Source organism: Streptomyces sp. NPDC052040, assembly GCF_044548405.1.
Lineage (GTDB): Bacteria > Actinomycetota > Actinomycetes > Streptomycetales > Streptomycetaceae > Streptomyces.
The window spans coordinates 365,711-387,776 of record NZ_JBIUBV010000003.1; the positions used below are offsets into that span (position 1 = coordinate 365,711).

The 22,066-nt window shown below is 72.3% G+C and carries 20 protein-coding genes; 11 read left to right on the forward strand and 9 right to left on the reverse strand.

What is annotated here, in order from left to right; all coding sequences use genetic code 11:
* Positions 1 to 378 precede the first annotated feature (378 nt).
* The 4 genes from ACIHAA_RS10020 (at position 379) to ACIHAA_RS10035 (ending at position 5,837) form a co-directional block, all read left to right on the forward strand.
* The gene (locus ACIHAA_RS10020; RefSeq protein WP_009339379.1) at positions 379 to 582 is read left to right on the forward strand and encodes a cold-shock protein; all 204 of its coding nucleotides are present in this window, start codon (positions 379 to 381) and stop codon (positions 580 to 582) included.
* A gap of 429 nt (positions 583 to 1,011) precedes the next feature.
* Complete coding sequence (gene groL / locus ACIHAA_RS10025; RefSeq protein ID WP_399815122.1) at positions 1,012 to 2,634, forward strand: chaperonin GroEL; 1,623 nt, start codon at positions 1,012 to 1,014, stop codon at positions 2,632 to 2,634.
* 199 nt (positions 2,635 to 2,833) lie between these two features.
* Complete coding sequence (locus ACIHAA_RS10030; protein WP_399815124.1) at positions 2,834 to 3,961, forward strand: NADH:flavin oxidoreductase; 1,128 nt, start codon at positions 2,834 to 2,836, stop codon at positions 3,959 to 3,961.
* Positions 3,962 to 4,286: 325 nt separating this feature from the next.
* Positions 4,287 to 5,837, forward strand: a complete 1,551-nt coding sequence (locus ACIHAA_RS10035; protein WP_399815127.1) for a carboxylesterase/lipase family protein — start codon at positions 4,287 to 4,289, stop codon at positions 5,835 to 5,837.
* Between the two features lie 3 nt (positions 5,838 to 5,840).
* Here the strand turns inward: ACIHAA_RS10035 and ACIHAA_RS10040 are convergent, their stop codons facing one another.
* Both ACIHAA_RS10040 and ACIHAA_RS10045 read right to left on the reverse strand, forming a co-directional pair.
* The gene (locus ACIHAA_RS10040) at positions 5,841 to 6,107 is read right to left on the reverse strand and encodes a DUF397 domain-containing protein (protein WP_399815129.1); all 267 of its coding nucleotides are present in this window, start codon (positions 6,105 to 6,107) and stop codon (positions 5,841 to 5,843) included.
* Entirely contained in the window at positions 6,088 to 6,930 is an 843-nt protein-coding gene (locus tag ACIHAA_RS10045) for a Scr1 family TA system antitoxin-like transcriptional regulator (RefSeq protein ID WP_399815132.1), read from the reverse strand. The genes ACIHAA_RS10040 and ACIHAA_RS10045 overlap by 20 nt, the downstream gene beginning before the upstream one ends.
* 121 nt (positions 6,931 to 7,051) lie before the next feature.
* Here ACIHAA_RS10045 and ACIHAA_RS10050 point away from each other — a divergent pair, with 121 nt between their 5' ends.
* A complete protein-coding gene (locus tag ACIHAA_RS10050) occupies positions 7,052 to 7,279 on the forward strand; it encodes a hypothetical protein (RefSeq protein WP_399815135.1) in 228 nt (75 codons plus the stop codon).
* Positions 7,276 to 7,497 (forward strand): hypothetical protein, encoded by a 222-nt coding sequence (locus tag ACIHAA_RS10055; RefSeq protein WP_399815471.1) that lies wholly within the window; start codon positions 7,276 to 7,278, stop codon positions 7,495 to 7,497. The genes ACIHAA_RS10050 and ACIHAA_RS10055 overlap by 4 nt, the downstream gene beginning before the upstream one ends.
* Positions 7,498 to 7,502: 5 nt before the next feature.
* On the opposite strand, the gene ACIHAA_RS10060 is transcribed toward ACIHAA_RS10055, so the two are convergent.
* The 3 genes from ACIHAA_RS10060 to ACIHAA_RS10070 all read right to left on the reverse strand — a co-directional run bounded on the left by ACIHAA_RS10060 (position 7,503) and on the right by ACIHAA_RS10070 (position 11,114).
* Positions 7,503 to 8,951 carry a PTS transporter subunit EIIC gene (locus tag ACIHAA_RS10060; RefSeq protein ID WP_399815138.1) on the reverse strand — a complete coding sequence of 483 codons (1,449 nt, stop codon included), beginning with the start codon at positions 8,949 to 8,951 and terminating at the stop codon, positions 7,503 to 7,505.
* A 191-nt stretch (positions 8,952 to 9,142) separates the two neighbouring features.
* Complete coding sequence (murQ, locus tag ACIHAA_RS10065; protein ID WP_399815140.1) at positions 9,143 to 10,078, reverse strand: N-acetylmuramic acid 6-phosphate etherase; 936 nt, start codon at positions 10,076 to 10,078, stop codon at positions 9,143 to 9,145.
* 52 nt (positions 10,079 to 10,130) lie between these two features.
* Positions 10,131 to 11,114 (reverse strand): MurR/RpiR family transcriptional regulator, encoded by a 984-nt coding sequence (locus ACIHAA_RS10070; RefSeq protein ID WP_399815142.1) that lies wholly within the window; start codon positions 11,112 to 11,114, stop codon positions 10,131 to 10,133.
* A gap of 56 nt (positions 11,115 to 11,170) precedes the next feature.
* Here ACIHAA_RS10070 and ACIHAA_RS10075 point away from each other — a divergent pair, with 56 nt between their 5' ends.
* On the forward strand, positions 11,171 to 11,554 hold the full coding sequence (locus ACIHAA_RS10075; RefSeq protein WP_399815145.1) for a hypothetical protein: 384 nt from the start codon (positions 11,171 to 11,173) through the stop codon (positions 11,552 to 11,554).
* Positions 11,555 to 11,565: 11 nt separating this feature from the next.
* On the opposite strand, the gene ACIHAA_RS10080 is transcribed toward ACIHAA_RS10075, so the two are convergent.
* On the reverse strand, positions 11,566 to 12,669 hold the full coding sequence (locus ACIHAA_RS10080; RefSeq protein ID WP_399815148.1) for a GNAT family N-acetyltransferase: 1,104 nt from the start codon (positions 12,667 to 12,669) through the stop codon (positions 11,566 to 11,568).
* Between the two features lie 580 nt (positions 12,670 to 13,249).
* Here ACIHAA_RS10080 and ACIHAA_RS10085 point away from each other — a divergent pair.
* Together ACIHAA_RS10085 and ACIHAA_RS10090 are read left to right on the forward strand one after the other, a co-directional pair.
* The gene (locus tag ACIHAA_RS10085) at positions 13,250 to 14,389 is read left to right on the forward strand and encodes a collagen-like protein (protein ID WP_399815151.1); all 1,140 of its coding nucleotides are present in this window, start codon (positions 13,250 to 13,252) and stop codon (positions 14,387 to 14,389) included.
* 263 nt (positions 14,390 to 14,652) lie between these two features.
* Positions 14,653 to 15,954, forward strand: coding sequence for a hypothetical protein (locus tag ACIHAA_RS10090; RefSeq protein WP_399815153.1), 1,302 nt, complete (start codon positions 14,653 to 14,655; stop codon positions 15,952 to 15,954).
* 18 nt (positions 15,955 to 15,972) lie between these two features.
* Here ACIHAA_RS10090 and ACIHAA_RS10095 read toward each other — a convergent pair whose 3' ends face one another.
* Positions 15,973 to 16,617, reverse strand: a complete 645-nt coding sequence (locus ACIHAA_RS10095; RefSeq protein ID WP_399815156.1) for a hypothetical protein — start codon at positions 16,615 to 16,617, stop codon at positions 15,973 to 15,975.
* A 136-nt stretch (positions 16,618 to 16,753) separates the two neighbouring features.
* Here ACIHAA_RS10095 and ACIHAA_RS10100 point away from each other — a divergent pair, with 136 nt between their 5' ends.
* Entirely contained in the window at positions 16,754 to 17,443 is a 690-nt protein-coding gene (locus tag ACIHAA_RS10100; protein ID WP_399815159.1) for a copper homeostasis protein CutC, read from the forward strand.
* An 80-nt stretch (positions 17,444 to 17,523) separates the two neighbouring features.
* Here the strand turns inward: ACIHAA_RS10100 and ACIHAA_RS10105 are convergent, their stop codons facing one another.
* Complete coding sequence (locus tag ACIHAA_RS10105; protein WP_399815449.1) at positions 17,524 to 19,488, reverse strand: HelD family protein; 1,965 nt, start codon at positions 19,486 to 19,488, stop codon at positions 17,524 to 17,526.
* A gap of 502 nt (positions 19,489 to 19,990) precedes the next feature.
* Between ACIHAA_RS10105 and ACIHAA_RS10110 the strand changes: the two genes are divergently transcribed.
* A complete protein-coding gene (locus ACIHAA_RS10110) occupies positions 19,991 to 20,179 on the forward strand; it encodes a hypothetical protein (RefSeq protein ID WP_399815162.1) in 189 nt (62 codons plus the stop codon).
* 137 nt (positions 20,180 to 20,316) lie between these two features.
* On the opposite strand, the gene ACIHAA_RS10115 is transcribed toward ACIHAA_RS10110, so the two are convergent.
* A complete protein-coding gene (locus ACIHAA_RS10115) occupies positions 20,317 to 21,960 on the reverse strand; it encodes a DNA repair helicase XPB (protein ID WP_399815163.1) in 1,644 nt (547 codons plus the stop codon).
* Positions 21,961 to 22,066: the final 106 nt, after the last annotated feature.

Sequence of the window (22,066 nt, forward strand, 5' to 3'; positions counted from 1 at the left end):
CGGGAGAAAGCGGAGGGGGCAATTCTGCATGGTTGAGCGCGGTACAGTTGGGGAACCCGCTCCCGATTTCCCGGTCCGACAACCGGACTCCCTGCCGCCAGTTCGGCGAGAAGTAGCCAAAGTAGGCAGGCGTTTTGCGCCATCCGCTCCTTTTGTCGGGCCTGACTTGCCCTGAAGTCGGGTGAATTCTCCGTACATTCCCGACCGGTCGTGCCCGGATTTCTCGTCCGATTGACCTGTTGCAGAGGGCAGTTGGACAGATACATTCAGCCGCGGTCGACGCGTTCCGGCGCACGCCCCCAACCGTTGGGGGGTGAGGTCTGACCCGGATCCGCGAAGTGTGGATCTGTGCAAGGGCCAGTAATAGGGGAGTTAGGCATGGCTCAGGGCACCGTCAAGTGGTTCAACGCGGAGAAGGGGTACGGCTTCATCGCGGTCGACGGTGGTGCGGATGTATTCGTCCACTACAGCGCGATCCAGATGGACGGCTACCGCACCCTGGAAGAGGGCCAGCGGGTCGAGTTCGAGATCTCGCAGGGTCAGAAGGGGCCGCAGGCGGACATGGTCCGTCTGGCCGGCTGAGGTTGCGCGCCGACGACTGAACAGTTCGACGTGTCGAGGGGCTCGTATCCCATGGGGGTACGAGCCCCTCGGTCTGTCCGGCACATGACAGGCACGCGCGGAGGCCCCTGCGGAGGCCGCTGTCCGGACCGCTGTAGAAGCCGCCGCGGAGGTCCCCCCATCGAGCCCTGCTTCGCGGAGCACCTTGCGCCCTCCCGTCACCCGACCACCTCCCCCCATCGAGCTCCGCTTCGCGGAGCACCTTGCACTCTCGGGGGTCGAGTGCTAATCATTGGCGTTAGCACTCTGAAGGTGAGAGTGACAAAGAAGGACCGGGTCGGTGAGGCCGCGGGACCGGGTGGGGCAAGGAACCACCGGGCCGGGGCCGTCCGTCGCGGGCGCGGGCGCGGTCCGAAGTAATCACCCCCAGTCCTGGAGGGACCACTTCACATGGCCAAGATCATCGCGTTCGACGAGGAGGCGCGGCGCGGCCTCGAGCGCGGCATGAACCAGCTCGCGGACGCCGTCAAGGTGACGCTCGGCCCCAAGGGCCGCAACGTCGTCCTCGAGAAGAAGTGGGGCGCCCCCACGATCACCAACGATGGTGTGTCCATCGCCAAGGAGATCGAGCTCGAGGACCCGTACGAGAAGATCGGCGCCGAGCTGGTCAAGGAAGTCGCCAAGAAGACGGACGACGTCGCCGGCGACGGTACGACCACCGCGACCGTGCTCGCCCAGGCGCTGGTCCGCGAGGGCCTGCGCAACGTGGCCGCCGGTGCCAACCCGATGGCTCTGAAGCGCGGTATCGAGAAGGCCGTCGAGGCCGTCTCCGCCGCCCTGCTGGAGCAGGCGAAGGATGTCGAGACCAAGGAGCAGATCGCTTCCACGGCCTCCATCTCCGCCGCCGACACCCAGATCGGCGAGCTGATCGCCGAGGCCATGGACAAGGTCGGCAAGGAAGGCGTCATCACCGTCGAGGAGTCCCAGACCTTCGGTCTGGAGCTTGAGCTCACCGAGGGCATGCGCTTCGACAAGGGCTACATCTCGGCGTACTTCGCCACCGACATGGAGCGTATGGAGGCCGTCCTCGACGACCCGTACATCCTGATCGCCAACTCCAAGATCTCCTCGGTCAAGGACCTGCTCCCGCTGCTGGAGAAGGTCATGCAGTCGGGCAAGCCGCTGCTGATCATCGCCGAGGACGTCGAGGGCGAGGCCCTGTCGACCCTGGTCGTCAACAAGATCCGCGGCACCTTCAAGTCCGTCGCCGTCAAGGCCCCGGGCTTCGGCGACCGCCGCAAGGCCATGCTCGGCGACATCGCCATCCTCACGGGCGGCGAGGTCGTCTCCGAGGAGGTCGGCCTCAAGCTGGAGAACGCGACCCTGGACCTCCTGGGCCGCGCCCGCAAGGTCGTCATCACCAAGGACGAGACCACGATCGTGGACGGCGCCGGTTCCCCGGACCAGGTCCAGGGCCGTGTGAACCAGATCCGCGCCGAGATCGAGAACAGCGACTCGGACTACGACCGCGAGAAGCTCCAGGAGCGTCTGGCGAAGCTGGCCGGCGGCGTGGCCGTCATCAAGGCCGGTGCCGCCACCGAGGTCGAGCTCAAGGAGCGCAAGCACCGCATCGAGGACGCCGTCCGCAACGCGAAGGCGGCCGTCGAGGAGGGCATCGTCGCCGGTGGTGGCGTGGCCCTGCTCCAGGCCTCCCAGGTCTTCGAGAAGCTGGAGCTGGAGGGCGACGAGGCCACCGGTGCCGCCGCCGTCAAGCTGGCGCTCGAGGCCCCGCTGAAGCAGATCGCCGTCAACGCCGGCCTCGAGGGCGGTGTCGTGGTGGAGAAGGTGCGCAACCTGACCCCGGGCCACGGCCTGAACGCCGCGACCGGCGAGTACGTCGACCTGGTCAAGGAAGGCATCATCGACCCGGCGAAGGTGACCCGTTCCGCGCTGCAGAACGCCGCCTCCATCGCCGCGCTGTTCCTCACCACCGAGGCCGTCATCGCCGACAAGCCGGAGAAGTCCGCCGCGCCTGCCGGTGGCGGCATGCCGGGCGGTGACATGGACTTCTGATCGACCCGAGGGTTGATCTTCGTCCTTGCCGAGGGCGGTACCTCCTGTTCCGACAGGGGTGCCGCCCTCGGGCGTGTCCGGGGTCACGTGGTGGGGTGGCCCGGCACGGAATAGGGGGGACCCCGCGCCCGTTTGTTTTATGTGGTGCAACAATGCGCGCGCACATACCAATCGGTCAGCAAGCCTTGAGGAGCCCCACGTGACCGCCACCACGCCCCCCGCCACCCGCGCGGCCCGGATCCTGTCCCGCCCGATCGCCCTCAACGGCCTCACGGTCCCGAACCGGATCGCGATGGCCCCGATGACCCGTATGTTCTCCCCGGGCGGCATCCCCGGCGAGGACGTGGTGGCGTACTACGCCCGCCGGGCCGCCGCCGGTGTCGGACTGATCGTCACCGAGGGCACCTATGTGGGCCACGACTCGGCCGGGCAGAGTGACCGGGTGCCGCGCTTCCACGGCGAGGAGCAGCTCGCGGGCTGGGCGAAGGTCGCCGAGGCGGTGCACGCGGGCGGCGGCACGATCGTCCCGCAGCTGTGGCACATCGGCATGGTCCGCGAGCAGGGCCAGCCGCCGTTCGCCGAGGCCCCGGCCGTCGGCCCCTCCGGTCTGCGCATCGGTGCCGAGGAGCCCACCGGCAAGGCCATGGACCGGGCCGACCTGGACGGCGTCATCGGCGCCTTCGCCCGGGCCGCCGCCGACGCGGAGCGCATCGGCTTCGACGGTGTGGAGATCCACGGCGCCCACGGCTATCTCGTCGACCAGTTCCTGTGGTCGGGCACCAACCGCCGCACCGACGCCTACGGCGGCGACCCGGTGGCCCGGGCGGCCTTCGCCGCGGAGATCGTGGCCGCCGTGCGGGAGGCGGTCTCGCCGGAGTTCCCGGTCATCTTCCGCTACTCGCAGTGGAAGCAGGAGGCCTACGACGCCCGCCTCGCCGGAACCCCCGAGGAGCTGGAGGCGATCCTCGCCCCGCTCGCCTCGGCCGGGGTCGACGCCTTCCACGCATCCACCCGCCGCTACTGGCTGCCCGAGTTCGAGGGCTCCGACCTCAACCTCGCGGGCTGGACCAAGAAGCTCACCGGCAAGCCGGTCATCACGGTCGGCTCGGTCGGCCTGGACGGCGACTTCGTCAAGAGCTTCCAGGGCGAGGGCGCCCCGGTCCAGGATCTCGACAACCTGCTGGACCGCCTGGAGTCCGACGAGTTCGACATGGTCGCCATCGGCCGCGCCCTGCTCCAGGACCCCGAGTGGGCGGCCAAGGTCCTGGCGGGCCGCTTCGACGAGCTGAAGCCCTACGACGCGGCGGCCCTGAAGACCCTGTACTGATCCGGTAGCCCCGGTAGCCCCGGTAGCCCCGGTAGCCCCGGTAGCCCCGGTAGCCCCGGTAGCCCCGGCGGCCCCGGCGGCCCCGGCGACCCGGGCACCCGTCACCGCATGGCCCCGTCACCGCATGGCCCCGTCACCGCACGGCCCCGCGCCCCTGGAACCCACCGGGAGGGCGCGGGGCCGTCCCGGTTCCGCGGGGCCTCGGCGCGCGGCGGCCCGGTGCCCTGGTGGCCGGGTCCGGCGGGATCATCCCTCGCCCGTTGTTCGTTACGAGGAGGCGGCAGCGGGTGTGCCGTCCGTGGCGATCGAGCAGTGGAGGTCATCGATGACGTGGTCCGGGTCCCGTGCGCCGGGTGCCGATACGACCGGTCCTGTGGTGCGCACCGCCGCCGGTGCGGTGCGCGGGCGGCGGGAGGAGGGGCTCGCGGTCTTCCGCGGCATCCCGTTCGCCGAGCCCCCGGTCGGCGAGGGGCGGTTCGCCGCGCCGCGGCCGGTGCGGGCCTGGGACGGCACCCGGGAGGCCGACGCCTTCGGGCCGCCGCCCCCGCAGGAGGCCGGAATCCAGGGCGCCCCCCGCAGGGCCGACATCCCCCTCGGCGACGACTGGCTGACCGTCAACGTCTGGACACCGGACCCCGATCCGGCCGCCCGCCGCCCCGTGATGGTGTGGATCTACGGGGGCGCCTACCGCCTCGGCCACTCTGGCAGCCCCGGCTACGACGCCCGCCGCATCGCCCGGGACGGCGACCTCGTCGTGGTCACCTTCAACTACCGGGTGGGGATGGAGGGTTTCGCCCGGATCGACGGCGCGCCCGCCAACCGGGGCCTGCTGGACCAGGTGGCGGCCCTGGAGTGGGTGCGGGAGAACATCGCGGCGTTCGGCGGCGACCCCGGCGAGGTCACGGTCTTCGGCGAGTCGGCGGGCGCGGGCTCGGTCGCCTCGCTCCTCGCCATGCCCAGCGCGGCGGGCCTCTTCCGGCGGGCGGTCGCGCAGAGCGTCCCCGGCACCTTCTTCTCCGACGAACTGGCCCGGGACATCGGGACCGCGCTCGCCGCGGAGGCGGGGCTGCGCCCGACGGCCGCCGCGCTGTCGGCCGTGGACCCCCGCAGTCTGACGGCCGCGGGGGAGACGCTGGGCGCCAAGATGCTCCAGTACCAGGACCGGTGGGGCCAGGCCGCCCCCACGGCGACCCCCTTCGCGCCCGTGGTCGACGGGGAGGTCCTGCCCACCACCCCCTGGCAGGCGCTGGCCTCCGGCGCGGCCCGGGACGTGGAACTGCTCACCGGGCACAACCGGGAGGAGTTCCAGCTGTTCCTGGTCCTCGGCGGCATGCTGGGCAGGATCACCGACGAGCAGACGGGCCGGGCCCTGCGGCTGCTCGCGCCGGGCCCGGACGGGGAGCGCGCCTACCGGGACGCCTTCCCCGGCCTCGCCCCCGCCGCGCTCTACGAACGGGTCCAGTCCGACTGGGTGTTCCGGATGCCCACCCTCCACCTGGCCGAGGCGCAGACGGCGGGCGGCGGACGGGCACATGTCTACGAGCTGACCTGGCCCGCCCCCGGCAGCGACGGCGCCTTCGGCGCCTGCCACGGGCTGGACATCCCGCTGCTGTTCGGCACCTTCGGGGCCGACCTCGGCCTCCTGCTGTTCGAGGGTTCGGCACCCTCGGAGGAGGCCGAGGCACTGTCGTCCCGCTTCCGCGCCGCCTGGACGGCGTTCGCCCGGACGGGCGACCCGGGCTGGCCGGCGTACGACCCGGGGGAGCGGCTGGTGCAGATCCTGGACGCCGAGCCGGTGGTGGCGCCGTACCCGGAGGAGGCGTCCCGGCGGCTGTGGGAGGGGTACGGGTTCCCGGCGCTGCCGTTGCTGGGCTAGTCCCTAACCGCGCTTGACGCCGTCCACGAAGCAGGACCACGCCTCGGCCCGGAACACCAGCTTCGGGCCGAGGGGGTTCTTGGAGTCCCGGACGGGGACGAGGGCGGGGGAGCCGTCGGCTACTTCGAGGCAGTCGGCGCCATCGCCGCCGCTGTGCGTCGACTTGCGCCAGCGAGCGACCTCCAGGCAGTTACCGCCCTCGCCACCGCTGTAGCTGGACTTGTGCCAGGTGACCGTGGCCACGTCGTACTCACAGGTGCTCTTCTCCATGTCCGTAATCCTGCGCCACGGACTCGATCAGGGCCAGGGAATCCTGAGGCGAAAGCGCCGCAGCCTGGAGGAGGTTGAACGTCAGGGTGTGGCGGGTGACGGTCGCCGGATCGTCCAGCAGCTTTCCCATGCTCGGTCCCTCGACGAAGGAGAGCGGGGGTGCGTCCCCGAACTCCATGAGCTTCAGGGCGCCGGTCATCGAGGCGTGCGCCCCTGCGCCGAAGGGCAGCACCTGCACGATGATCCGGTGCTTGTGCGCCAGGTTCGAGACGTGCTGGAGGACCTCCGTCATCACTGTGCCGCCGCCGACGCAGCGTCGCAGTACCGCTTCGTCGAGTACGACCCACAACAGCGGCGTTGTTGGATCGTCGAGGAGATGGCCTCGTTCGAGCCGGTTCGCCACCAGCTCCTCGATCTCGGTGTCCAGAGCCGTCGGCTTGTATGCCCGGAACACCGCCTCCGCGTAGGCCCGGGTCTGCATCAGACCCGGGATGAGCATCTGCGCGTACTCCCTGATGCCCGTGGCGATCGCTTCCGCCTCGGCTGCCTCCGCGAAGTGGTCCGGGTACTTGGACTTCGCCAAGGCCCGGCAGTTGCGTTCGAAGAAGCCGTTCGTGTCCAGGAGCTTGTCTATCTGGATGGCGTAATCCAGGTGCAGGCGCCGCGTACCGCTCTCCAGCTGGCCGATGAACGAGCCGCTGACGAACAGCGGCTCGCCCAGTTCGGTCTGGCTCAGGCCCGCCCGCTCGCGGGCGTGACGCAGCTCCGCGCCCAGCAAGGCACGCGGTGATGACGACGGATCGAGGTCCTTCGGACCGGGCATGGGCAACTCCCTGTCACACACGTGGCGTTGTTGATGCTCCGCCTCTGGCCAGGTTAGAGGTGTAGCGGCCACGCTGAGTGGTGAAAAAGAAACTCAGCGTGGAGGGAATGGTGTGATGGAGATGACTACGGGTGACCGACCCGCACGGACGGCCGAAGAGGCCGTGGAACGGCTGCGCGCGGCCCTGCACGACGTGGGGATCGTCCTGCCGTCGCTGCGGGTCGACCCGGTGACCGGGGCGCAGGGCGATCCCTATGCCCTGGTCGATCTGGGCCGCTGCAATCTGGGCGTGGCGTCGCGGCTGGCTGCCGCGCTGCGCGGCGGCGAAAGCGGCGGTGCCGACGCGTGAGTGGTGACAGGGCGCCGGAGTCCGGGGCGTACGGCGTGGACGTACGGGACGGGCGGCTCGGCGAGATCATGGGCCGGGTGGGCGGGTATGTGCAGTTGCGTCCCGTGGGCGGTGGACGGGAGTGGGACTGCCCGCCCGAGTCCGTGGGGCCCGCGCCGCCGGGTGAGGTGCTGCGGGCGCGCGTGAAGCGGGTCAACAAGGACAGTCTGCTGCCGTGATGCGATTACGGTACGGACGGCCGGTCCGGAGCGGCCTTTCCACCGGAGCCGGAGCCGACGCCGAAGCCGAAGCCGAAGGCGTACGTCGCCGCGAAGCCGACCGCGTACCCGGTGAGCAGGCCGCCCGCGTAGACCGCCGCCGCCTGTCCGAGCCCCCGGTTCCCGGCGAGCAGCGGGAACAGCGCCCAGCCGGACGGGCCGATCGCGGTCGCGCCCACCCGGTCGCCGAGCATCGCGAAGAGCCCGACGAAGGCGCCCCCCGCCGCGCCGCCGACGCAGGCCGTGGCGAACGGGCGGCCCAGGGGCAGCGAGACGCCGTAGATCAGGGGTTCGCCCACGCCCAGCAGACCCGCCGGGAGGGCCGAACGGATCGTGGTGCGCAGGGAGTGGTCGTGGCGCAGCCGGACGTAGACCGCGGCGGCGGCGCCCACCTGGCCCGCGCCCGCCATCGCAAGGAGCGGCAGCAGGACCGTATAGCCCTGCTGTTCGATGAGGGTGGCGTGGACGGGGATCAGGGCCTGGTGGAGGCCGAGCATCACCAGCGGCAGGAACAGTCCGCCGAGGAGCAGTCCGGCCAGGACGCCGGTGGTCGCCAGCAGCCAGTTCGCCGCCGTGCCGATCGCGGAGGAGACCTCTCCGGCCGCGTACATGAGGGCGTACAGCGTCAGCAGGCCCGGCACGAGCACGGTGAGCGTCGGGGTCACCAGGACGTCCAGGGCCTGTGGGACCCGGCCGCGGCACCACTTCTCGACCCGGGTCGCGAGCAGCGCGGCGGCCAGGGCGCCCAGTACCCCGCCCCGGCCGGGGGCCAGCGGGGTGCCGGCCACTGTGACCTGGGCGACCCCCGGATACACCACGACCGCCGCCACCGCGCCGCCCAGCACGGGCGTGCCGCCGAACTCCTTGGCCGTGTTGTGGCCGACGAAGACCGCGATCAGGGCCAGGAAACCGGAGGAGACGGCGGTGAGCGCCGGGGTGAGGGACGGCAGCAGACGGAGATTGACGAGCAGTCCGTTCGCGCCCGCGATGACACCGCAGCCGACGAGCGCGGGGATCAGCGGGACGAAGATGTTCGCCACCCGGCGCAGCAGCAGCTTGCCGGGGGTGGCGGTGCGGTGCCGGGTGCCCTCCTCCGCCCCGGCCGCTCCGGTCTCCGCCGGGGCCGGGGCGGCTCCCGGGACGTCCGGTCCGGGGGCCGCCGTGGCCAGGAGCGCCTCGAAGTCGGCGGTGACCCGCGCGGCCGCACCCGGGCCCAGCACGATCTGATACGTGTCGTCGTCCACGACGCCCAGCACCGCGGGCAGGGCCCGCAGGGCGTCCTCGTCCACCAGGGAGCGGTCGGCCAGGCCGAGGCGCAGCCGGGTCATGCAGTGGGCGACGGAGGTGACGTTCGCGGGGCCGCCGACCAGCGGGAGGAGCGCGGCGGCGGTGGCGGGGCGGGAAGTACGGGTCACCTGCCGAGCGTGCGGCGCGAGAGGCCTCGGCGCCCGGCCGCCACGCGCGCGGAGGCACCGCTCTCCTCCACCCGGGGGCGTGCCCGAGGGGCGTTCGGGGGCGTGCACCCGGGTGCCGGGTCGGCCCCTGCTTTCTCCGGGGCCGCGCCCGCGGGTGCCGGGTGCCGGGAGCTGAGGTCCGGGTGCCGGGGTCAGCTCCCGGCCTTCTCCAGGGCCGTGCGCAGCTGGCCGTCGCTCTCGGCGAGCAGCCGGGCCGCCGAGGGGCCGTCCACCCGGCCCAGAATGGTCAGGATCGCGTTCTTGACCTCGCCGTCGGTGGCGGCGAGGGCGCGCTCGATCTCCTCGTCGCTCGCCCCCGTCGCCAGTGCCACGATGCGGCGGGAGCGGGCGCGCAGCTTGTCGTTGGAGGCCCGCACGTCGACCATCAGATTCCCGAAGGTCTTGCCCAGCCGGATCATGGTGATCGTCGAGAGCATGTTGAGCACCAGCTTCTGCGCGGTGCCCGCCTTCAGCCGGGTCGACCCGGTCAGCAGTTCGGGCCCGACCACGATCTCGATGCCGTGGTCGGCGGCCGCCGCGAGCGGGCTCTCCGCGTTGCAGGACAGGCCGACGGTCAGCGCACCGGCCGCCCGGGCGTGTTCCACCGCGCCGATCGCGTACGGGGTGCGGCCCGAGGCCGAGACGCCGACCACCGAGTCACGGTCCGTCAGCCCCAGCGCGCCGAGGTCCCGGGCCGCCAGCTCCCGGGAGTCCTCCGCGCCCTCCACCGAGGTCACCATCGCCTCGGGGCCGCCCGCGATCAGGCCGACGACCCGGCCGGGGTCCGTGTTGAAGGTGGGCGGGCACTCGGAGGCGTCGAGCACACCGAGCCGCCCGGCCGTGCCCGCGCCCGCGTAGACCAGACGGCCGCCCCGGGCCATCCGCTCGGCGATGTCGTCGATCGCGGCGGAGATCTGCGGGAGCCGTGCGGCGACGGCGGCCGGGACGGCCGCGTCCCCGCCGTTCATGATCCGGGCGATCTCCAGGGTGGGCAGCCGGTCGATCCCGGCCAGCTCGGGGCGGAACGCCTCGGTGGTCAGGGTCTCCAGCTCTGCTCGCAGATCACGCGGGGAGGACGAGGAGGTCATCGGGCGCGGCTCTTTCCGGTGCGGCACTGCTCGGGAGTAGGGACGGACACGGCTACCGTTTCGGTCCGCCGCGCGGATGGTGACGGTGCGCCAGGGCCTCGTACGACGCGGCCAGCGCCGGTGCGGCGGTCTCGTAGGTCTGCTGCGCCACTCCCACGAACAGGCAGTCCACGACGAGGAGCTGGCTGGTCCGGGAGGACATCGCGGCCGGTCGCAGCTCGCTCTCGCGGGCGGTGGACGTGGTCAGCACATGGTCGGCGTACTGGGTGACGGGTCCGTCCGGGCGGCCGGTGACGGCGACGGTGGTCGCACCGTGCTCGAAGGCCGTGCGCAGCGGCTCGATCACATCGCCGGTGGAACCGGAGTGCGTGATCGCGATCGCCACGTCCTTGGCGTGCAGCTGCACGGCGTTGGTGACCGCGAGATGCGGATCGCTGTGCGCATGGGCTATCAGCCCTATGCGCAGCAGCTTCTGGACGAGATCCTGGGCGACAAGACCGGACGCCCCGATGCCGTACACATCGATACGGCGGGCGGCGGCGAGCGCGGCGACGGCGGCGCCGAGCTGCGCGGTGTCCAGGGCCGCCGCGGTGTCGGCGAGGGTCTGCTGCTCGTCACGGGCGAGCTTGGCGACGACCTCCGCGATCGGGTCGTCGACCGCGATGTCCGCGGTGACGGACGGAGCGCGGCCCGACTGCTGCTGGGCGGCGAGTCCCGCGAGGGCGAGCCGCAGGTCCCGGTAGCCGGGGTAGCCCAGCACGCGGGCCGTGCGGACTACGGTGGCCTCGCTGGTGCCGGTCAGTTCGGCGAGCCCGGTGACCGTGAGCGCCGCGCACCCGGCCGGATCACCGGCCACGGCCTCGGCGACACGCTGCATGGACCGGGTCATGGAGGGCGCGAGGGTGCGCACCTTGGCGGCGAGCGCGGCGGGAGCGGGCGGTGCCTCCCGGCCCGTCGCACCGGTCCCCGTCGCACCGGTCCCCGTCGCACCGGTCCCCGGCGAGCCGGGGGAAGTTTCCTTCAGGCGCTGGGTCACGTCATGAAAGCTATTTTCTGGTCGGCCGCCCGGTCAAGAGTGCGCACAATGGGGGCATGGATCCCATCAGTCCTCTGGAGCAGGCCCTGCACGCGGCCCGGGCCCTGGTGCTCGCCGACCTGGTCTCGGGCGAGGTCGCCCAGGCGGATGTCGTCAACCTGGTCGAGGAGTCGGTCGTCCAGCGGCGCTGGTGGGTCGAGCAGTGGCCGGAGGGCGCGGCCTATGTGGCGGGGCTGGTCGCCCAGGATGTGCAGGACGCCCTGCTGGAGCGCTACGGACGCTGGCCGCTGTGCCCCGTCTGCGGCTCCGGCGACCCGCACGCCCTCGATGTCGAGCCGGAACTCGGCCCCGATCCGCACTGGGTGTGCGGCAAGGCGGGGGTGACGGTCGCGGCGCTGGGATCCCTGGGGGCGGCGACGCGCGACCTGCCGTCGTCGTGACGCCCCGCCGGTCAGCCCCGTAGCTCGTACGCCACCTGGTCGCCGCCGGTGTCGCCCTGGCCGCTGCCGTTGTTGTCGTCGGCCGCGCTCGTCGGGCGGAATCCGGCGCGCAGGACCACCCCGTGCGAGGCGGAGTTGTCCCGGTCCACCACCGCGAACAGGGAACGGACCTCGTCCCGGGCCAGGGCCCGGTCCGCCAGGGCGCGCAGGGCCTCGGTCGCATAGCCCCGGCCGCGGGCGGCCTCCGCCAGGTCGTAGCCGATCTCCGCGCGCCCCTCCTCGTCCGGGGTGCCGTGGAAGCCCATGCCGCCGACCGCGCGGCCGTCCTCCGTGCGGACGAGGACGTACAGCCCCCACTCCGGCCGGTACACCCCCTGTTCGTACGCGGCCACGACCATCCCCGCAGCCTCCCGGGTGCCGTCGAAGGGCCCGCCGTCGATCCACTCGAACCCCCCGTCACCGCCCAGGGACAGATCCCGGGCCGCCGCGGGCGAGACCCCCTCCAGGGTGAGGCGCCCGGCGGGGATCACGGGGGTGTTGTGCCAGCGCCACTCCGTCACCGGGGCGCGGTCGGGCAGCTCACCGCGCCCGGTGGCCCACAGCAGGGTGGGCCAGGGTGCCGGGCCGGGCCGGACCTGCGGGAAGATCCCGGTCAGCACGGCATCGCACAACTCCGCGGGCGGCTCGTACGCGAGCCCCAGTCCCTCCGCGATGTCATGGGTGTGCAGCAGGACTTCGGCGACGCCCATCGCGGCGAAGCCCTCGCGGTTGGCGCTGCGGAAGGGGTACGGGTGGAAGGCGCGCACCGCGCGGGGGGTTGTGCGGACGGCGGCCGCGAGCAGCGCGCCGGTCGCCTCGATCACGTCCAGGACGGCCGCCGCGCCGGTGCCCTCGTCGAGCGTGATGCCGAAGGGCACGTACGCCGACTGCGGCCGCCCCGCCAACTGCCCTGCGTAGGCGAGGAGATCGCTCGCGATGTGCTCCGCGGTCTCGCGGCAGTTCCAGTCCAGCCGCCCGGCCTTCACCCCCTCCCAGTCCCGGTCCACGGCTGCCCGCAGCAGCGCCGTGCAACTCGCGACGGCCTGCTCCACCTGTTCCCCGCCCATGCTTCGCATGGAGGCAGGCTAGGCCGGGGCCGCGGCGCGGTGCGACATCTTTTTCTCCGCCCTTTCGTGCCCGCTCCCGCAGGGGAGTGACCGATGGTGCGACAGTCGTCTTGCCCGTCGTGGGATTGTCTGCGGACAAGGGGGAGGCGGGGCGCGGCCGTTCGCCGTCGCGGATGGACTGCCTTCTTTAAAAGAATCGTTACGCCTGGTGCGTCGAGATGCGGAAGCCGTCCCTTTCGTGTTTTCTTTGCGGCTTCCCCGAACATTCCTGCGCTGCTTGCCAGTTGGGCGTCGGCGTTCCTTCCAGTCCCGGTCGGCTGCAATTGCAGCCCACAGCCGCTCGGGTGATTTCGGCTGCCCGGGACCCGATTTTCTCCGCTTCTCGCCTGCCCATCTGTGAACAATGGCGCCATCCACAACTCTCTACGACATCCCACATATGCGCCGGAAGTCAGCGCATCGCGGATCGCCCGCAGGGAGGTAGTCACATTCCGGGCACCTGGTGTCCTTCGAGGCGATCACGCGGGCTCAATGATTCGCCGCATCAGCAATGCCGGCCCACTCGAACTGTCCCTTGGAAGGATTTCTGGTGAACCGTAGAACCATTGGTCGCAGCCGGGCGAGAGCCTTCGTTCTGGTTTCGACGGGCACCCTCGCCGCGGTGCTCAATGTCGCCCCGAGCACGGTGGCCATCGCCGACGCCGTTGAGCGCTCGGGCCCCCACCACAGCCTGAGCCTTCCGGGGCCCAACGGCGTTTCCTCGGTCCGGGGAGACGGTCGTGAGCGCGGCGGGCACGGCGGACGCGACGACCACGGCCCCCGGGGCGACCGCGGCGAGCGCGGTCCGCGCGGACCCGAGGGACCCCAGGGCCCCCGCGGGCCGCGCGGCCCCCAGGGACCGCAGGGCGTGCCCGGGCACGGCGACCGGGGCCCGCAGGGTCCGCAGGGAACCCAGGGCAGCACCGGGACCCCGGGGCCGCAGGGCATCCCGGGCACCCAGGGTCCGCAGGGCACTCAGGGCACTCAGGGCGCCACGGGCACCGGGACCCAGGGCCCGCAGGGCACCCAGGGCGCGCAGGGCGCCACCGGCACCGGGACGCAGGGCGCGCAGGGTTCGCAGGGCGCTCAGGGTGCGCAGGGTGTGGGGACGCAGGGTGCGCAGGGTGCGCAGGGCGACCCCGGCGCGCAGGGTGCGCAGGGTGCTCAGGGCGCGCAAGGTGCTCAGGGCGTCGGGACGCAGGGTGCGCAGGGTGCGCAGGGTGCGCAGGGTGCTCAGGGCGCGCAAGGTGCTCAGGGCGTCGGGACGCAGGGTGCGCAGGGTGCTCAGGGCGCGCAAGGTGCTCAGGGTGACACGGGTATCGGGACACAGGGGCCGCAGGGTGCGCAGGGTGTCGGGACCCAGGGTGCTCAGGGTGCGCAGGGCGCCCAGGGTGTCCAGGGCTCCCAGGGCGCGGCTCCCAACCTCTACGTCATCCGGGGCCCCCAGGCCGTTCCGTCGGTCATCAACGTCGGCGTGACCTCGACGGCCACGTGCAACCAGGGCGATGTCGCGACCGGCGGTGGCTACGACACCTTCGGTCTCGTGACCACGCTCAATGTCATCCAGAACTCGCCGACTCCCAACTTCGTGGGCCCCCAGGGTCCGGCGCCCACGGGATGGCAGACCCAGGCGTCCGTCGCCTTGCTCGGCGGCGGCTTCCAGGCCTACGCGGTCTGCGAGGACATCTAGCCTCCGCACAGCCCCGGCCGGCCTCCGCAAGGGGGCCGGCCGCGGCATCCGGGCCAAGCTGAAACGCCTGGTCGGCCGTAGCGTCCTCACCGAGCCCGAACCCCAGCCTGCGCCATGCCGCACCCGAAGCGAGGCAGCTGAGCCGCAGGGGGATTGTGGCTGGTTCCGCCCTGCCACGGGTGTGCCATATCGACAGCAGAGAGTATCCGCGTGAATGCTGATCGTCGCTGTCATGCGGGACCTACGACAGGCAGGAGCACACGATGACCACTGAGGAAGCCACCGCGCAGGCGCATGCCGACGACGGGGAATGGGCTGACGGGTACGTGCCGTCGGCCGCCGCGATCGCGGCGGCCCAACAGGCGGTTAGGGAACTCGCCGCCCGCGGTGCCGAAGTGTCCGTCAAGACGAAGTGGTGGGGCTTCGAGATCCATCTGAATGCCGAGGCCGCGAGCAAGGCCAGTGAACTCGCCGAGTACATCGGCGATGTTGCCGGGAACGCGCTTCCTGATCCGTACGGCCAGATCATCGAGGTGTTCTGCAAGGTGAAGGCAGCCTGGATCAAGGAGGTGGGCCAGACCTACGGGTGCAAGCTCGTCTCGCCGTGGATCGCGCCGGGCATGCTCATCCCTGTCTCCTTGAAGCCGACCCAGGACACGAACCTGTGGTGGACGGTCTTCGAGCGGTCCACGGGCTGGAACGAGGACCAGAAGTTCCCGGCCCACCACAGCGCCTCCAACCCGGCACTCGCCGAGTACGACGGTCGCCTGTACTGCGTGCACCGCGGGCACGGCAACGGCGACCAGCAGCTGTGGTGGACCGTCTACGACCCCGACGGCTCCTCCTGGAGCGACGACGTCCCGTTCCCCGCCCACTCCAGCGCCGCCGGCCCGGCCCTCGCAGTGTTCAACGGCAAGCTGCACTGCGTACACCGCGGGTCGGGCAACGACACGAAGCTCTGGCACACCACCTTCGACGGCACCCGCTGGAGCTCCGACGCCCAGCTGCCCGCCCACTCCAGCTCCGTCGGCCCGGCCCTGGCCGTGTTCAACGGCAAGCTGCACTGCGTACACAAGGGCGCAAGCAGCGACAACCAGCTCTGGCACACCACCTTCGACGGCAGCCGCTGGTCCTCCGACAACCGGCTGCCCGCCCACTCCACCGCCTCCAACCCTGCCCTGGCGGTGTTCAACGGCAAGCTGCACTGCGTACACCGCGGGTCGGGCAATGACACGAAGCTCTGGCACGCCACCTTCGACGGCACCGGCTGGTCCGCCGACACCCAGCTGCCCGCCCACTCCAGCCTTGAGGGGCCGGCCCTGGCCGTGTTCGAGGACAGGCTGTACTGCATCCACCGGGGCGTCAGTAACGACCAGCAGCTGTGGTGGTCCTCCTACATTCTCTTCTGGGGCCCCGACACGAAGTTCGGTGCCCACTCCAGTGGTGCCGGCCCCGCGGTCATCGCGTACCGCGACAAGAACGCCGCCAGCAGCCAGCTGCTGTGTGTCCACCGCGGCTACGGCAACAAGTCCGCGTCACACGACGCGGCCGGGCCAACCCGATAAAGGTCGCAGAACGCCCACTCAGGACGAGAGCAGCTCCAGTTCGGAGCGCAGGTTGTAGCGGGCCGTCGTCTCCCAGTGGGACCGGCCGTAGGGGGTGCGGAACAGGCGGGGCAGGGCGAGGAGTTCACGCAGGACCGCGGAGCGGCCCGCGCGGAAGGCGTCCCCCGGCACAAAGCCGTACTCCTCGCGGACGGCCGCGGTGTAGGCGGCGTAGGCGGACGGGGGTGCGGCCAGGACCGCCAGATCGGCGTCGCACAGCACCTGTCCGTCGCGGTCGTCGTCCGCGGGGTCGTGGGTGACGGTGAGCCGGACCAGCCGGGCGACCTCGGCCGTACGGTCCCCGGGGACCCCCGCCTCGGGCAGCGCGCGCTCGGCGAGGCGGGCGGACCGCTCCTCGTTCTCGGAGCGGTCGGGCAGATGGACGGCGTCGTGGAACCAGGCGGCCAGCCGCACCGCGTCCGGATCGTCCGCGTACTCCTGGAGCGTGTCGACGTGGTCCAGCACCGCGGTGAGATGCGTCAGCGTGTGGTAGTGGCGTTGCGGCTCCTGCCAGCGGGCGAGCAGGGCCTCGGCGTACGGGGCGGGATCCGGGCCGCCGCCCCCTTCCCGGGCACCTTCGAGAGCCTGGGTCCAGCGTGCGCGCAGGGCGTCGAGATCGGCCATGGCGCCCATTGTCCCCGGGCGGGGCGCGCCCGCGGCGGTGCCGTCTCCCGGTCGGCGGCCCGTCGTCGTACGCTGGATTGGACTAGACCTGTAGTCGCTCCAGGGAGCACCTGGGCACACCGAGGGAAGGGGTCCTATGAGCACGCGTGCAGTCCTGGAGGTGATCGCCCTCGGGCCCGAGGACGCGGTCGCCGCCCAGGCCGGAGGCGCGGACCGCCTTGAGCTGGTCACCGACATGGCCGCCGACGGGCTCACCCCGCCGGTGGAGGTCTTCGCCCGGATCCGCGCCGCCGTGGCCGTCCCGCTGCGTGTGATGCTCCGCCAGCGGGACGGTTTCGCGGCCGGTGACGCCCGGGCGCTGGTCCGGGCCGCGCGTGAGCTGCGGGCGGCCGGTGCCGACGAGTTCGTGCTCGGGTTCCTCGACGAGCACGGCGGCCCCGACCTGCGGGCCGTGGAACTGCTGCTCGCGGAGCTGGACGGCTGCCGCTGGACCTTCCACCGCGCCGTCGACCACTGCGCCGACCGGGACGCCCTGCGCAAGCAGCTCGCCGACCTGCCGGGCCTGGACACCTACCTCACCGCGGGTTCGGCCGACGGCGTGGACGAGGGACTGCCCGTCCTCCTCGCCGAGGCCGCCCGGCGCGGCGAGCCCGGTTACACCCAGCGGCTCATGGTCGGCGGCGGCCTCCGCCTCGGCCACCTTCCGGCGCTGCGGGCCGCGGGCGTGGACGCCTTCCACATCGGCGGCGCGGCCCGCCCGGGAGGCTGGACCGCGCCGGTCTCGGCGGACGCGGTACGGGAGTGGCGCACGGCCGTCGACGCATAGCGCTGCGGGCGCGGGGCCGATGGTGCGTGGGCCCGCGGTGCGGAGGTGCCGTACGGGTCCCGCCGGGAGGCCCCCGGGTCTCAGCCCAGGTGGTCCGGCAGCGGGGCCGTGTGGGTGACGGTCAGGCCCGAGACCGCGCGGGTGAGGGCCACGTACAGGCGGCGCAGGCCCGTGCGCTCGTCCGGTTCGCCGTCGACCACCGCCCGCGGCTCGTCGAGGACCACGTAGTCGTACTCCAGGCCCTTCGCCAGGGAGGCCGGGACCAGGGTCAGCCGGGTCTCCCGGGTGGTCTCCTCGCCGGGGCCGAGGAAGCCGAGGCCCGCGGCGGTGAGTGCCTCCGCGAGCACCGGGATCCGGGCGTCGGCCGCGATCAGGCCGGTCGAGCCCTCGTGGCGCAGCGACTCGGCGCAGGCCGACACCACCTCGGCGGTGTCCGTGACCGGGCGCACCTCGAAGAACCCGGGGTTCTCCCGCACCGACGCCACCGGGGCCAGCCCCGGCGCGATGTGCGGCAGCAGCCGGGAGGCGTAGGCGATCACGTCGGTCGGCACCCGGAAACCGGCCGTCAGCTCCTCGACCACCGCCTCCGGCTTGCCCAGGTGCGCGAGCGCCTCCTGCCAGCTGCGGGTCGCCCAGGGCGTGGTGCCCTGCGCCAGGTCGCCGAGCACGGTCGCCGAACCGGTGGTGCAGCGGCGGCCGACCGCCCGGTACTGCATCGGGGAGAGGTCCTGGGCCTCGTCGAGCACCACATGGCCGAGCGAATGGGTGCGCTGGACCAGGTCGGTGGCCTCGTCGATCAGGACGGCGTCCGCGGGCGACCACCGGGCGGTGCGGACCGACCGCACCGGCTTCGCCCAGAGGATCTCCTTGCGCTCGTCCTCGTCGAGGAGCCCCGTTGCGTGTTCGGCGAGGAAGTCCGCGTCCGTGAGCAGCCGCAGCACCAGCCTGGCCGGTTCGACCGGGGGCCAGATCGCCTTCACTGCCGCCTTCACGGCCGCATTGCGGGCCACGGCGTCCTGCACCCGGTCGTCCGGCGCCTCCCCGGCCCGCTCCATCCGGACCAGCACGGCGTGTGCGATCCGCTGCGGCAGGGCCTCGCGGGCGGCGCCGTAGCGGATGTCCCGGTCGAGCAACTCCCGGACGATCTCCTCCAGTTCATGGGCGGGCACCCGCCAGCGCCGGGAGCCGCGCACCACCACGACGGCCTCGGTGGGCAGGGTCACGTGGGCGCGGACGGCCCGGCGCAGCACCTCCGCCATCCGGGCGTCGCCCTTGACGACGGCGGCCGCCGCGCTGTCCGTCCCGCGGACCTCGACATGGGCGACGAGGTCGTCGACGGTCGCCTGCCGCACCTCCAGCTCGCCGAGCGCGGGCAGCACCTGCTCGATGTAGTGCAGGAAGGAGGAGTTCGGTCCGATGACCAGGGTGCCGCTGCGGGCGAGCCGCTCGCGGTGGGCGTAGAGGAGATAGGCGACCCGGTGCAGACCGACGGCCGTCTTGCCGGTGCCGGGGCCGCCCTGCACACAGACGGTGCCGTTGAGCCCGGACCGCACGATCTCGTCCTGCTCGGGCTGGATGGTGGCCACGATGTCGCGCATCGGGCCGACGCGGGGGCGCTCGATCTCCTGCTGGAGCAGCCTGCTGGTGGTGGCCGCCTCGGCGGGGTCGGAGAGGTGCTCGTCCTCGTACGCGGTGAGCTCGCCGCCGGTGTAGCCGAAGCGGCGGCGCAGCCCGACGTCCATCGGGTCCTTCTTGGAGGCCCGGTAGAACGGCTGCGAGACGGGCGCACGCCAGTCGATCACCATCGGGTCGCCCTCGGCGTCGTGCACATGCCGTCGCCCGATGTAGAACTGCTCGCCCTCGGCGCCCTCCGCCCGGTCGGCGCCCGGGGCGTGGAGATAGTCGAGGCGGCCGAAGAAGAGCGGGGTGTGGCTGAGGTCGGCGAGGGCCTTGATCCGCTCGTCGATCTGGCGGGCGAGTACCGCGGCGTTGACCCAGTTCGCGGTGACATCGCTGATGTCCAGGTTCTCCGCGTCCTCCCGCATCGCACGCAACGCGGCCCGGGAGGAGGCGAGATGGGCGCGCTCGCGGGCGAGGGGGCCGGGGGCGGAGGGGGAGGGGGTGGAGCCGAGGGCGGGGGCCGAGGGTCCTGAAGGGGAGTCGGGGGCCGAAGGCGAAGGGGCGGGTGCGGGTGCGGGGTCAGGGGCGGGCGGGGTGGACACGGAAAGCTGCCTCCGGGGCGGTGGCTCGTCGGCGAGGACGGGTGACGGTGGTGCCGTCCGGTTTCCGTCCGGGCGGCGGCGCTCCGTGAAGGGAGGCGGGCAGGAGGGGAGATTTTAGGTGACGGCGTCCGGGGCGGCCACTGGATTTACCGGCGCCCCGGAATCGGCCCCACCCCGGGATGTGGGCCCGCGGAGGCCCGGAACCCTTAGGGGGACGGCTCCCTCCGGGGGACGACACGCGCCTGCCGGAAGAGGTACGCGCCCGCCGTTCAGGTTAGGACCTTGGTCCGACGCCATTCGGGGCCGGCCGTTCCACCATGGAGACATGAGTGCAGCAACCTTCACCCCCTCCCGGGGCGGCCCGCCGCCCGGCGCCACCGCCGTGGACGGGAACCACCAGCCCCATCGGCTCGGCGACACCCTGCGTGCCGTCAAGGTGTTCCTGGGTGCCGCGGTGGACGTCTTCATCCTGGGCGAGTACGGGGAAGAGGCGGGCGTCCGCGGCCGCCGCTGACCGGCGGCCCGCCGGGTGCCCGCCCGGCCGCCGCAGCCGGGCCGTGCCGCCCGGGCGTACGACCCGAGCCCCGCACCCTGACGGAGCGTGACCGGGCCCGGACTCCCGGTGCCGACCGACCCGCGGGATCCTCCGGCTCAGCTCCCGGACAGCAGGTCGTCCGCGTCGACGATCCGGTACGCGTAGCCCTGCTCCGCCAGGAAGCGCTGGCGGTGGGCGGCGAAGTCCTGGTCGATGGTGTCGCGGGCGACCACCGAGTAGAAGTGGGCCTGGTGGCCGTCGGCCTTCGGGCGCAGCACCCGTCCCAGCCGCTGCGCCTCCTCCTGCCGCGACCCGAACGTCCCCGACACCTGGATGGCGACCGTCGCCTCCGGCAGGTCGATGGAGAAGTTCGCGACCTTGGAGACGACCAGCACGCTGATCTCGCCCTCGCGGAAGGCGTCGAAGAGCTTCTCCCGCTGCGCGTTGGAGGTCTCGCCCTTGATCACGGGCGCCCCCAGGTGCTCGCCCAGTTCGTCCAGCTGGTCGATGTACTGGCCGATGACCAGGATCTGCTGCCCCGCGAAGCGCCGCACCAGCGCCTCGGTGACCTTCCGCTTGGTGTCGGTGGTCGCGCAGAAGCGGTACTTCTCCTCCGCCTCGGCGGTGGCGTACGCCAGCCGCTCGGCGTCGGTCAGGTTCACCCGCACCTCGACGCAGTCGGCGGGCGCGATGTAGCCCTGCGCCTCGATCTCCTTCCAGGGCGCGTCGAACCGCTTGGGCCCGATCAGGGAGAACACGTCCGACTCGCGGCCGTCCTCGCGCACCAGCGTCGCGGTCAGCCCGAGCCGGCGGCGCGCCTGGAGGTCCGCCGTGAACTTGAAGACGGGCGCGGGCAGCAGATGCACCTCGTCGTAGACGATGAGCCCCCAGTCGCGGGAGTCGAACAGCTCCAGGTGCGGGTAGACACCCTTCCGCCGGGTGGTGAGCACCTGGTAGGTGGCGATGGTGACCGGCCGGATCTCCTTGCGCGTACCGGAGTACTCGCCGATCTCGTCCTCGGTGAGCGAGGTCCGCTTCACCAGCTCGTGCTTCCACTGCCGGGCGGAGACGGTGTTGGTGACCAGGATCAGGGTGGTGGCCTTCGCCTGGGCCATGGAACCGGCGCCGACCAGGGTCTTGCCCGCGCCGCACGGCAGGACGACGACCCCGCTGCCGCCGTGCCAGAAGTTCTCCACGGCCTGCTTCTGGTAGGGCCGCAGCGCCCAGCCGTCCTCGGCCAGCTCGATCGGGTGCGCCTCGCCGTCGACGTATCCCGCGAGGTCCTCGGCGGGCCAGCCCAGCTTGAGCAGCACCTGCTTGATCTGGCCGCGCTCGGAGGGGTGCACGGCCACGGTGTCCTGGTCGATCCGGTTTCCGACCAGCGGGGCGACGCGCTTGGAGCGCAGCACCTCTTCGAGGACGGGCCGGTCGGTGGTGGTCAGCACCAGACCGTGGGCGGGGTGCTTGCTGAGGGTCAGCCGCCCGTAGCGGTCCATCGTCTCGGCGATGTCGACGAGCAGCGCGTGCGGCACCGGATAGCGGCTGTACTGCACCAGGGCGTCCACGACCTGCTCGGCGTCGTGCCCGGCGGCGCGGGCGTTCCACAGCCCGAGCGGGGTCACCCGGTAGGTGTGGATGTGCTCGGGCGCCCGCTCCAGCTCGGCGAAGGGCGCGATGGCGCGGCGGCAGCCGTCGGCCTGCTCGTGGTCGACTTCCAGGAGCAGGGTCTTGTCGGACTGAACGATGAGCGGACCATTCACGCGCGGCACCCTTTCCGGTCTGGCCGGCAGCCCGGCCAAACGTCCAGTGTGCCTCATTCGGGGGTGATCACGGCTGGTCGTCGTCCGGGGGGCGGCCACCGGTCGT